Origin of the sequence: Sinomonas atrocyanea (assembly GCF_001577305.1) — a bacterium.
GTDB classification, from domain to species: Bacteria; Actinomycetota; Actinomycetes; order Actinomycetales; family Micrococcaceae; genus Sinomonas; species Sinomonas atrocyanea.
This window is the reverse complement of the sequence record NZ_CP014518.1, coordinates 3,811,373-3,822,471: the sequence shown is the minus strand read 5'-3', so window position 1 is coordinate 3,822,471 and position 11,099 is coordinate 3,811,373. Positions and strand designations below refer to the sequence as shown.

9 protein-coding genes are annotated in these 11,099 nt (G+C 72.5%); 5 read left to right on the top strand and 4 right to left on the bottom strand.

The window, feature by feature from the left end; genetic code table 11:
- Positions 1–109 precede the first annotated feature (109 nt).
- The 4 genes from SA2016_RS17550 (at position 110) to SA2016_RS17535 (ending at position 6,150) form a co-directional block, all read left to right on the top strand.
- Positions 110–394, top strand: a complete 285-nt coding sequence (locus SA2016_RS17550; RefSeq protein ID WP_066500613.1) for an HU family DNA-binding protein — start codon at positions 110–112, stop codon at positions 392–394.
- A gap of 111 nt (positions 395–505) precedes the next feature.
- Entirely contained in the window at positions 506–2,704 is a 2,199-nt protein-coding gene (locus SA2016_RS17545; RefSeq protein WP_066500612.1) for a bifunctional copper resistance protein CopD/cytochrome c oxidase assembly protein, read from the top strand.
- Between the two features lie 122 nt (positions 2,705–2,826).
- Positions 2,827–4,920, top strand: coding sequence for an NHL domain-containing thioredoxin family protein (locus SA2016_RS17540; RefSeq protein ID WP_066500605.1), 2,094 nt, complete (start codon positions 2,827–2,829; stop codon positions 4,918–4,920).
- 327 nt (positions 4,921–5,247) lie between these two features.
- Entirely contained in the window at positions 5,248–6,150 is a 903-nt protein-coding gene (locus SA2016_RS17535) for a PDDEXK family nuclease (RefSeq protein WP_141305572.1), read from the top strand.
- Between the two features lie 25 nt (positions 6,151–6,175).
- On the opposite strand, the gene SA2016_RS17530 is transcribed toward SA2016_RS17535, so the two are convergent.
- The 4 genes from SA2016_RS17530 to SA2016_RS17515 form a co-directional block, all read right to left on the bottom strand.
- Positions 6,176–7,165, bottom strand: coding sequence for a hypothetical protein (locus SA2016_RS17530; RefSeq protein WP_066500603.1), 990 nt, complete (start codon positions 7,163–7,165; stop codon positions 6,176–6,178).
- A gap of 59 nt (positions 7,166–7,224) precedes the next feature.
- Positions 7,225–8,160, bottom strand: coding sequence for an AEC family transporter (locus SA2016_RS17525; RefSeq protein ID WP_066500602.1), 936 nt, complete (start codon positions 8,158–8,160; stop codon positions 7,225–7,227).
- 98 nt (positions 8,161–8,258) lie between these two features.
- A complete protein-coding gene (gene panD / locus SA2016_RS17520) occupies positions 8,259–8,684 on the bottom strand; it encodes an aspartate 1-decarboxylase (protein WP_066500596.1) in 426 nt (141 codons plus the stop codon).
- A gap of 77 nt (positions 8,685–8,761) precedes the next feature.
- Entirely contained in the window at positions 8,762–9,625 is an 864-nt protein-coding gene (locus tag SA2016_RS17515) for a LysR family transcriptional regulator (protein WP_066500594.1), read from the bottom strand.
- A 138-nt stretch (positions 9,626–9,763) separates the two neighbouring features.
- On the opposite strand from SA2016_RS17515, the gene SA2016_RS17510 reads away from it, so the two are divergent.
- A complete protein-coding gene (locus SA2016_RS17510) occupies positions 9,764–11,095 on the top strand; it encodes an MFS transporter (protein WP_084249615.1) in 1,332 nt (443 codons plus the stop codon).
- The last annotated feature ends 4 nt before the right edge of the window (positions 11,096–11,099 follow it).

Sequence of the window (11,099 nt, the reverse complement as noted above, 5' to 3'; positions counted from 1 at the left end):
GCGGGAATCTGCTGGCCCTGCCCGTCTTAGCTGGTAAGTTGCCGTAACAGCAGCCCCCGGCGAACAGGCTGAGGGCTGACGTGGATAACCCAAACGTCCAGGAGGACACATGGCTAAGAACCGTAGCGAGCTGGTTGCAGAGGTCGCCGGCAAGACCAGCCTCAGCCAGGCTGCAGTCAACGGTGTGCTCGACGCACTGTTCGAGGTCTTCGAGACCTCCGTTTCCAAGGGTGAGAAGGTCAGCATCCCCGGCTGGCTCGCCGTCGAGCGCACCGAGCGTGCCGCCCGCACCGGCCGCAACCCGCAGACCGGCGCCGCGATCGAGATCCCGGCTGGCCACAGCGTCAAGCTGACCGCCGGCTCCAAGCTGAAGGCCGCTGCCTCCGGCAAGTAGGCGCTTCGCCCCAAGACCACCCCGGGAGGGGGCAGCGGCATCCCGCCGCTGCCCCCTCCCGGCGTCTGCCCCTCCCGGCATGCGCCCAGCGCGGTGGGGGACAATAGTGGGGTGCCACGTTCTGCCCTCCCTGCCCGTCCGCCCGCCGTCACCCCCGCACCCACGGGTCCAGCGGGCCTCGGACGGGGGTGGTCCATCGCGGCACTCGCCGTTGCCGTCGCCGCGGTCGTGGCCGGCCTCCTCTTCTCCGGCGCGGCCGCCGCCCGCCAGGTCCTCGACCCCGGGGCGCTCGTGCGCTGGGGGCTCCCCATCGCCACGACGGTGCTCAATCTCTCGCTCGCCCTCGTGATCGGCGGCATCACGTTCGCGGTCGGGATCCTCCCGCACTCCGCGCGGCCCCGGCGCTCCCATGGGGGGACGGCCGACGCCGGCCCTGTCGGCCCCGAGGCCGCGTCGCCGGACGCTTCGGGCGCCACCGACGAGCACCCCGCGTTCTCCCGCGCCCTGCGCGCGGCGACGGGCGGCGCCGTGGCGTGGACCCTCAGCGCCATCGCGGTGCTGGTCTTCACGCACTCCGACCTCGTCGGGCAGCCACTCTCCGGCGGCTCGGACTACACGAACCAGCTCGTGTACTTCATGACGAACCTCGACGTGGGCAGGGCATGGCTGGCCACCGTGATCATCGCCGCCGTGGTCGCCACGCTCCTGGTCGCCGTCCGCTCGCTCACCGGGCTCGCCCTCACCGGCATCCTCGCCGTGATCGGCCTGGTCCCCATGGCGCTGATCGGCCACTCCGCAAGCTCGAGCGACCACGAGGGCGCCGTCAACTCGCTCTTCCTGCACTTGGTGGGCGCCGCCCTTTGGGTCGGCGGCATCGCGGTCCTGGCCCTGCTGGGGCGCACCCTCGCCGGAGGGCCCGACCGCAGGGACCGCACGGGTGCCGCAGCCGGCGCGGGCCGGGGACGCGGCGTCGTGCGTGCGGCCGACGCGACCGAGGCGACCCTGCGGCGGTTCTCCGCGCTCGCGCTCTTCGCCTTCCTGCTCGTGGTGGCCTCCGGCGTCATCAACGCCCTGATCCGCCTGCCCGACCTCGGGGCCCTGTTCACCTCCGCCTACGGCCAGCTCATCCTCGCGAAGGCCACCCTCGCCGTGGTGCTCGGCGGCATCGGATTCATGCACCGCCAGTGGGTCATCCCGCAGCTGGGGCGCGGCGCCTCCGCCCGGCGCGTGCTGTGGCAGCTGATCGGGGTCGAAGCCGTGGTCATGGGCGTGGTCTCCGGCCTCGCCGTCGCGCTCTCCCGCTCCGCCCCGCCGGAGCCGACCACCTACGCGCCCGATGCCTCCCCCGCGTTCATCCTCACCGGCTACGAGCTCCCGCCCGAGCTGACCCCCTCGCGCTGGCTGACCGAGTGGCGCGCGGACTGGCTCTGGGTCGCCGTGGCCCTGTTCGGCGCGGTCACCTACGCGCTCGGTATGGTCAAGGTGGCCCGGCGCGGGGACTCCTGGCACTGGGCGCGGGCAATGTCCTGGTTCGCGGGGCTGATCGTGCTCACGTACATCACGAGCGGGCCGCCCGCGGTGTACGGGCGGGTGCTGTTCTCCGCGCACATGGTGGACCACATGATGCTCACCATGGTCGCGCCGATCTTCCTCGTGCTCGGCTCGCCCGTGACCCTGGCCCTCAAGGCCCTCACACCGCGGCGCGACGGCAGCCGGGGGCTGCGCGAGTGGCTGCTCGTGTTCGTGCACTCGAAGTGGTCCCAGCTCGTCACGCACCCGCTGTTCGCGGCCGCGAACTTCGCGGGCTCGATCATCCTGTTCTACTACTCGGACCTGTTCGGGTACGCGATGCGCGACCACGTGGGCCACGAGCTCATGAACCTGCACTTCACCCTCACCGGGTACATCTTCGTGCTCACCATGATCGGCTCCGACCCGCTCCCGCGGCGCTCCCCGTACCCGCTCCGGCTCGTGCTGCTGCTCGCCACCATGGCCTTCCACGCGTTCTTCGGCGTGACTCTCATGGGCTCCAACGTCCTGCTCGAGCCGAGCTTCTTCGGCAACCTGGGCAGGACGTGGGGCGCGTCGGCGATCGTCGACCAGCAGACCGGCGGCGGCGTCGCCTGGGGGATCGGTGAGATCCCGACCCTGGTCGTGGCGATCGGCGTGGCGGTCATGTGGTCCAAGTCCGACGACCGTGAGACCCGCCGCCGCGACCGCGCCGCAGACCGCAACCACGACGCCGACCTCGACGCCTACAACGCCATGTTCACCCGCCTCCAGGAGCGCGACGAGGCCCAGGGCCGCTAGCCCCAGGCCGCGGAGACACACGGCGTCATGCGCGGAAGAATGCCCGGGATAATGGGGTTGAACCCCAAGGGCGCGCATCATGCCGCCGCGCCCCAGACGATGTGCCGCAAGAAGGAGTGCCAGTGACCGCAGAATCCACCGAGGAACAGCGCAGCGCGGACGCCCTGCGGACCTCCCGCCGGGTCCGGGCCAGCGAGCTCGGCGGCCGCGCCTGGCTCAACACCGGAGGCAAGGACCTCGACCTGGCCGCCCTGCGCGGCAAGATCGTGCTCCTCGACTTCTGGACGTTCTGCTGCATCAACTGCCTCCACGTCCTCGACGAGCTCCGCCCCCTCGAGGAGAAGTACAAGGACGTCCTCGTCACGGTGGGCGTCCACTCGCCCAAGTTCGAGCACGAGGCCGATCCGGTGGCCCTCGCCGCCGCCGTGGAGCGGTACGACATCCACCACCCAGTCCTGGACGACCCGGACCTGCTCACGTGGCAGGCGTACACCGCCCGCGCGTGGCCCACGCTCGTGGTGGTCGACCCCGAGGGCTACATCGTGGCCCACCTCTCCGGCGAGGGGCACGCCGGCGGCCTCGGCGTGCTCATCGAGGAGCTCGTCGCGGAGCACGAGGCCAAGGGCACGCTGCACCGCGGCGACGGCCCCTACGTGGCCCCCGAGCCCACGGCCGGCACCCTGCGGTTCCCCGGCCAGACCGTGCCGCTCGAGAACGGCAACTACCTCGTGGTCGACACCGGCCACCACCGCCTCGTCGAGCTCCGCCCCGACCTCGAGACGGTCGAGCGCGTGATCGGCTCCGGCACAAAGGGCTTCCTCGACGGGCAGGCCGAGGTCGCCCAGTTCAACGAGCCGCAGGGCGTCGCCGTCCTGCCGGCCTCCATCGCCTGGCAGACCGGCTACGAGGCGGTCGTCGCGGACACCGTCAACCACCGCCTCCGCGGCGTGACCCTCAGCTCGGGCCACGTGCAGACCCTCGCCGGCAACGGGGTCCAGCGACTCCTCGACGCCGGGCCCGCCCGGGTCAACGGCGACGGCGCCGGCACCTGGGCGAAGGCCGGCCCGGACGCGGGCGCGGCGGCCGCGGCGGGCGCCGGTGCGGCTGCCGCGGACGGCGAGCCCCATGACGTCTACGCCGGCGACATCGAGGACATCGGCTACCTGGGCCACGGCACCAACGTGTCCCTCTCCTCGCCCTGGGACGTGGTCTGGAGCGAGAAGCTGCAGAAGGTCGTCGTCGCGATGGCCGGCACTCACCAGATCTTCACCTTCGACCCGCTCACGGGCGTCGTGGCGATCCTCGCCGGCTCCGGCCTCGAGGGCCTGCTCGACGGCCCCGCCCCGCAGGCCTGGTTCGCCCAGCCCTCCGGCCTCGCCGTGGATCCCTCGGGGGACCTGTGGGTTGCCGACTCGGAGACGTCCGCGCTGCGGCGCGTGCGCCTCGGCGATGCGGACGCGGACGGCCAGCCGGCGGTCACGGTCGAGACCGCCGTGGGCCGCGGCCTGTTCGACTTCGGCTTCCGGGACGGCGCCGCGGACACGGCACGCCTCCAGCACCCGCTCGGCGTCGCCGTCCTCCCCGACGGCTCCGTGGCCGTGGCCGACACCTACAACGGCGCCGTGCGCCGCTACGACCCCTCCGGCAGGAGCGGGGACGCCGCCGAGGGCGCCGGGAGCGTGACGACCCTCGCCCGCGGGCTCGCCGAGCCGGCCGACGTCGTGGTGGTCACGCCCGCCGACGGGGAGCCGCTGCTCCTGGTCACCGAGACGAACCGGCACGAGCTGGCCCTCCTGCCGATCCCGAAGGACGCCCAACAGGTCGACGAGGGCGAGCGCCAGACGCAGCGTCCCAAGACCCCCGTGGCCGCCGGGCCCCTCGGGCTCACCGTGCGGTTCAAGGCCCCCACCGGCCAGAAGCTCGACGACCGCTGGGGCGACCCCACGCAGCTGAAGGTCTCCTCCACCCCGGCCGAGCTGCTCCTCGCGGGCGGCGGCACCGCCCAGGGGCTCGCGCGCACGCTCGAGCTCAACCCCGAGGTGGCCGAGGGCGTCCTGCACATCACCGCCCGCGCCGCCGCCTGCGACGGCGCCCCCGGCGAGGAGATCCCCGACCACGCCGCCTGCCACCTGTACCAGCAGGACTGGGGGATCCCCGTGGTGCTGCGGGAAGGCGCCGACTCGGACCTGGTCCTGGACCTCCGCGGCCTCGACTGAGGTCTCCCCGCGCACGACGGCGGGCCGGTCGCCTCGGGTGACCGGCCCGCCGTCGTGCGTCCGGGCGGCGGCTGGCTGTGCCTGGCGCTGCGAAACCGACCGGCTTTGGGCCGCTGGACGCCCGATCCACCGGCGCGCCGGGCCGACACGCCGACAGGGGCCGCGAAAGCCGGTCAGGTCTGCAGGCGGCCCCTGGCCTGCGCGGCCGCCAGCCGACGGAGTGCGTTGTCCACATGGAGGGCCAGGGGGCTGCGACACGGGCCGCCGCCTCCCCAGCATGGGATGCATGGATCCCCAGCTCGCCCAGCGGCTCCGCACTTCCATGGGGTGGCGGCCCTCAAGGAGCTCTGCGGGGGCCGGGTCACCCGGGCCGCCGTGTGCCGGGCGGTGGAAGACGGGGAGCTCGAGCGCCCCCGGCACGGGCTCTACGCCCTGCCCGGCGCCGACCCGCGGTTCGTGCAGGCCCGCAGCCCCCGGTCCCTGCTGACCTGCGTGAGTGCCGCCGGGCTCTACGGGCTGTGGGTCCTGGTGCCGCCGGGTCCGGATGCACGGCCGCACCTCGTGCGCTCGACCGGGGCGGACAGCCCCGATGCCGTGGTCCACCGCGAGCTCCGGGTCCCTCCGCATCCGACGGCCCCGGTCGCCGGCCTTGCGGACGTGGTCCTCCACGCGCTGCGCTGCCTGCCGGAGCTCGAGGCCCTCGTGATCGCCGAGTGCGCGGTCACCCAGAAGGGACTCCCGCTCAGCGTCCTGCGGGGTCACCTCCCGGGCGCCCGCAACGGGCGGGCCCGCGCCGTGCTCGAGCTCGTGGACAGGGGCGCGGACTCCCTGCTGGAGACGGTCGCCAGGACACTGCTGAGGAAGGCGGGCTTCCACGTCGAGGCCCAGGTCTGGATTGACGGGATCGGCTGGGTCGACCTGCTCGTCGAAGGCTGGATCATCGTGGAGCTCGACGGGAAGACCCATGAGGAGCGGGTCCAGCGGGGCAAGGACCGTGTGCGCGACCGGGAGGCGCAGCTGCGGGGGCTCGTGACGCTGCGCTACGGGTACGCCGACGTGGTGCACCGGTCCTGGGTGCTCGTCGAGGAGGTCTCCCGGATCCTCGGCGGCCGCCCGCTCATGCCCGGTGCGGAACCGACCGGCTTTGAGCCGCTGGACGCCCGATCCACCGGCGCGCCGGGGCCGACACGCCGGCAGGGGACGCGAAAGCCGGTCGGATTCGGTGGCTAAGGCGCTGCGCACCCCGCCAGGGGCGCTACTTGAGCTGCGGGGTCACCGTGATGGCGCTGTCCGAGACGTCGAGGCGTGCCCCGAAATCGAAGTCCACGTCTGCGGACAGCGGCGAGGCCGCTCCGGTGAACAGGTCGATCGCCGTGGCCTTCAGGTGCGCCCTGCCCTTGAGCGGGGCGAGGGCCCAGTGTCCCTGGTAGGGCTCCACCGAGACCTTGGGGTAGGAGGACACCGACCACGCGATCGTGCCGTCCTGGATCCGGGTGTTGGTCGCCAGGGAGAAGGGGCAGTCGGGCTGGAGCCGCTGCTGCTGGGTGGCGGTCTTGGCGCAGTCGTCCAGGTAGCCATGGATCTTCGTGTCGATCGCCGAGACGAGCTGCGGCGTCGCCTTGGTGGCAAGGTTCAGGGGGACGGCGGTACCGGGGGAGGACACGACGACGGAGCGCGGGTCGGCCTCGAACTGCTGCCCCGAGAGGGCCCCGACATAGGAGCCCGGGAAGAACACGGGGAAGGTGTTGTGGCCTCCCGGCATGTTGACCGTGGCGCCATTGAGGGTGGCGCGGGTCGAGTTCACGACCGTCGCGTCGATGGTGGGCAGGGTGCCCGGGGCGATGGACCAGCGGGGGAAGAAGATCCAGTCGGTGCCGGTGCGCTGGATCGAGAACTTGGTCTCGTGGGCCTGCCCGTCCACGCTGTAGCGGACCGTGACGGCCGCGCGGTCGCCGTCGGACGACGTGGTCTCGTAGGCGAGGTCCTTCACCCGGCTCATGGAGTCCTTGAGCGGGGCGCCGTTGAGCACGGCCGCGCTCCCAGGGGGAACCTTCGCGTGCAGGAGCCCGAGGGCGAGGCCGCCGTCACCGTCCCTGAGCGCATCGATGTAGGCCCGCACCGGCTCGGCGGGCCCGGCGGCGGTGTTCTTGACGACGGTGACCGCCACCACCGAGGCGACGATGGCCAGCACGAGCGCCAGCAGCCAGGCGGCAGCGGTCCGTAGGAGGGCGGGGCTGGTCTGCACCGCTATACCCTACCAACGCCGGGGGCGGCCCCCAGCGGACAGCCCCCAGTGGCCGGCGGTCAGGAGAGCAGCGCCGCCATGACGGCCATCGCGGGGACGGCGACCACGGTGGTGATGAGCACCGTGTCCTTCGCGACCACGATCCCGTGCCGGTACCGCTGCGCCGCGATGTAGACGTTCTGCGCGGTCGGCAGCGCGGCCGTCACGACGGCGGCGAACAGCTCGTGGCCGCCCAGGCCGAGGGCGAAGCGCGCGAACGCGAAGGCGATGAACGGGTGGACCACGACCTTGAGCACCGAGGCGAGCGCGGTGTCGATGCGACGGCCCTCGTCCGCCCTCAGCGGCCGGGAGCCGTGCAGCGAGATGCCGAAGGCCATGAGCATGGCGGGGATCGCGGCACCGCCGATCAGGTGGATCGGCTGCATGATGAGCTCGGGCGGCGTCCAGTGGGTCGCGGCCAGCACGAGCCCGATCATGGATCCGATGATGTTGGGGTTCGTCACGATGGGGAGCACGAACTGGGCCGCGCGGGCCAGCCCCGGCTTCGCGGTCGCCGTCGTCCCGTCGAGGACGAGCAGGTACGAGGGCGTGAAGAGGGCCAGCTGGAAGATCAGCAGCGGCGCCACGAAGCTCGCGTCTCCGAGGACGAACACCGAGATCGGGATGCCCAGGTTGCCCGAGTTCGCGACGGAGGCGCTCATGGAGGCGATGAGGGCCTCGGGCGTGCTGCGGCCCCTCAGCCACCTGAAGACGACGAGGGAGACGATCCCGATCGCGGTCGAGCTGACGGCGATGACGAGCAGGTGCGTGGAGAACACGGCCCGCAGGTCCGAGTGCGCGAGAGTCTCGAGGAGGAGCGCGGGGCTCGCGACGAAGAAGGACAGCCGGCTCAGGACGGCCTGTGCGCCCTCGCCGAGGATCCGTCGCCGGGCACAGAACCATCCGACGCCGATGATCGCCCAGACGACGGCGAACCCCTCGAGCACGCCTAGCATGGGCGGCTGCCCAGGCGGCAGGTCGGCAAACGGGTCGGCAAACGGTTGCAGAGGGGCACGGCCTCAGCCTAACGCCCGCCCCAGGCTGCGCCTGCGAACTAGTTCAGGTGCGCCTGGATCGCGAACGGCGGGCGCAGCATGCCGGGGCCGTGGCCCTCGGCGGGGTCCGTGCCGAGCTCGACGATGCGGTTGTCCGCGTCCACGTGGACCACGGTGGGCACGAACTCGCGCGCCTCGTCGTCGCTCATCGAGGCGTACGTGATGAGGATGACCAGATCGCCCTCGTGGATGAGGTGCGCCGCTGCGCCGTTGATCCCGATGACGCCGGAGCCGCGCTCGCCCGCGATGGTGTACGTCTCGAGGCGGGCGCCGTTGGTGATGTCGACGATGGACACGAGCTCGCCGGGCAGGATGTCCGCTGCCTCGAGCAGGTCAAGGTCGATCGTCACCGAGCCCACATAGTGGAGGTCAGCGTGCGTGACCGTGGCGCGGTGGATCTTGGACTTGAACAGTGTGCGGTTCATCGCCCTCGATTCTACTCCGTGCGTCCCGGGCGCACTGTGGGATGCGTCACCGCATCCCGCTGGCGCCCGGGGCCGCCTCAGCTGCGGCTCAGGACGCGGCCGAGGATCGCATCGGTGAGCGCGTCGGCGGCCGCCGAGTTCGCCAGCGGATTGCGGATGAGGGTGAAGTCGACGTCCCCGACCGGCGGCAGGTCGAAGCGGTGGGTGATGACCGCGAGGTCGTCGGGGACGAGGGTGGTGGGCATGACGCCCACGCCCAGGCCGGCACGGATGGCCGCCAGCACGCCGGCGATCTGCTTCGTGCTGCACGTGACCTTCCAGGTCCGCCCGCTGGCCTCGAGCGCCTGGATCGCCAGGCTCCGTGACAGGCTCGGGGCCGGGTAGACGACGAGGGGCACGGGGTCTGCGGGATCGAGGGCGGTCTGCTCGACGCCGACCCAGGAGAACGAGTCGTGCCGCACCACCGTGCCGTCCTGGGCCCCGGCCACCCACTTGATGAACACGAGGTCCAGCTGGCCGGCCTTGAGGCGGCGGTAGAGGTCGTCGCTCTGGCTCACCGTGAGCTCGAGGTTGAGCTGGGGGTACGCGCGGCGGAACTCCCGCAGGATCTTCGGCAGGCCCGTGATGGCGAGGTCGTCCGCCGTGCCGAAGCGCAGGCGCCCGCGCATGGCCTCGCCCCGGAAGTAGCGCGCGGCGTCGTCGTGCGCCGCGAGGATGGCGCGGGCGAAGCCGGCCATCGCGTCGCCGTTGTCCGTGAGCCGGACGCCGTGCGTGTCCCGCACGAGGAGCATCCGGCCCGCGGCCTTCTCGAGCTTGGCAACGTGCTGGCTGACGGTCGGCTGGGCCAGGCCGAGCCGCTCGGCCGCGAGCGTGAAGCTCAGGTGCTCGGCGACCGCGAGGAAGCTGCGCAGGTGGGCGGGGTCGAAGGTGGGGGCGGGCATGGGGCCATCCTCCGCCCGCACATTGCGGAACGCAATAGCAGTTAGAGAGGAAATAGCCTTCCACAATCCCTCGCGCCGAGCCTACGGTGGAAGGAGTCGATCGACACCGGCCCTCCCGAACGAAACCAGGACTCTTCCGTGACCTCGCCCAGCCCAGCCCTGCCCTCAGCCAGCTCGGAACCCCAGCCCTCCCTCGCCGCCTTCTCCCAGCCCTCCCGCCCTGCGTTCCCGCCCACCGGGCCCCTCGCCGTGGCCGCGGAGCGCCTGCCGTGGCGGCACACGTTCATCTCCCTCAGCGTCCCGAACTTCCGGATGTTCGCCGCCGCGCACTTCGTGGCCGTCGTCGCGCTGTGGATGCAGCGCATCGCCCAGGACTGGCTCGTCCTCCAGCTCTCGGGCTCGGTCACGGCCGTGGGCGTCACCGTCGCGCTGCAGTTCGCGCCCGTGCTCCTGCTCGGGCCCTGGGGCGGCCTCGTCGCCGACCGGTTCTCCAAGCGGCGTCTCCTGCAGATCTGCGCCCTGGGAGCTGCCACGTGCGCGGCGGGGCTCGGCACGCTCGCGCTCACCGGGGCCCTCGCCGTGTGGCACGTCTACGGCATCGCCCTCGTGCTGGGCCTCGTGACCGTGCTCGACCAGCCCGCGCGCCAGGTGTTCGTCAACGAGCTCGTGGGCCCCAGGTACCTCCGCAACGCCATCAGCGTCAATTCGACCAACTTCCAGCTCGGGGCCCTCATCGGCCCGGCCGTTGCCGGCTGGCTCCTCACGGCCGTGGGCGGCGGCTGGGCGTTCGTGGTCAACGCGTTCGCATGCTGCGGCACCGCCGTGATGCTCTCGCTCCTGCGCAAGGACCAGCTCGTGGTCGCCCCGCCCACCCCGGCCGCACGCGGTATGCTCCGCGAGGCCGTGGCCTACGCGTGGCGCAAGCCCACCATCCGCTGGCCCTGGGTCATGGCCGGCGTGGTCTCCCTCTTCGCGATGAGCCTGCCGGTGCTGCTCGCGGCCTACGCCGACCACGTCTTCGCCGTGGGCGCGAGCGGGTACGGGCTGCTCAACACCATGGTCGCCGTCGGGGCGCTCACTGGCGCGATCGCCTCGGCCCGCCGCCTGCAGCTGCGGCTGCGCACCGTGGTGGGCGGCGCGGGGCTGTACGGCGCGATGCTCGCGGCCGCCGCGTTCGCGCCCTCGCTGCCGCTGTTCTGCGCGCTCGTCGCGGTCTCCGGGTTCTGCGCGCTCACCTTCCTGACCTCGGCCAACCAGATGGTGCAGACGAGCGCCAACGTGGGCATCCGCGGGCGGGTCATGAGCCTGTACACGATGGTCCTCATCGGCGGACAGGCCCTCGGCGGCCCCCTGCTCGGCGCTCTCGCCGAGCACCTCGGCGCCCACCTGGCCATGCTCGTCTCCGGCGCGGTGCCGGCCGTCGCCGCGTTCGGGCTCGCGCTCTGGCTCCGGAGGCGCCCGGCGGAGTGAGCCG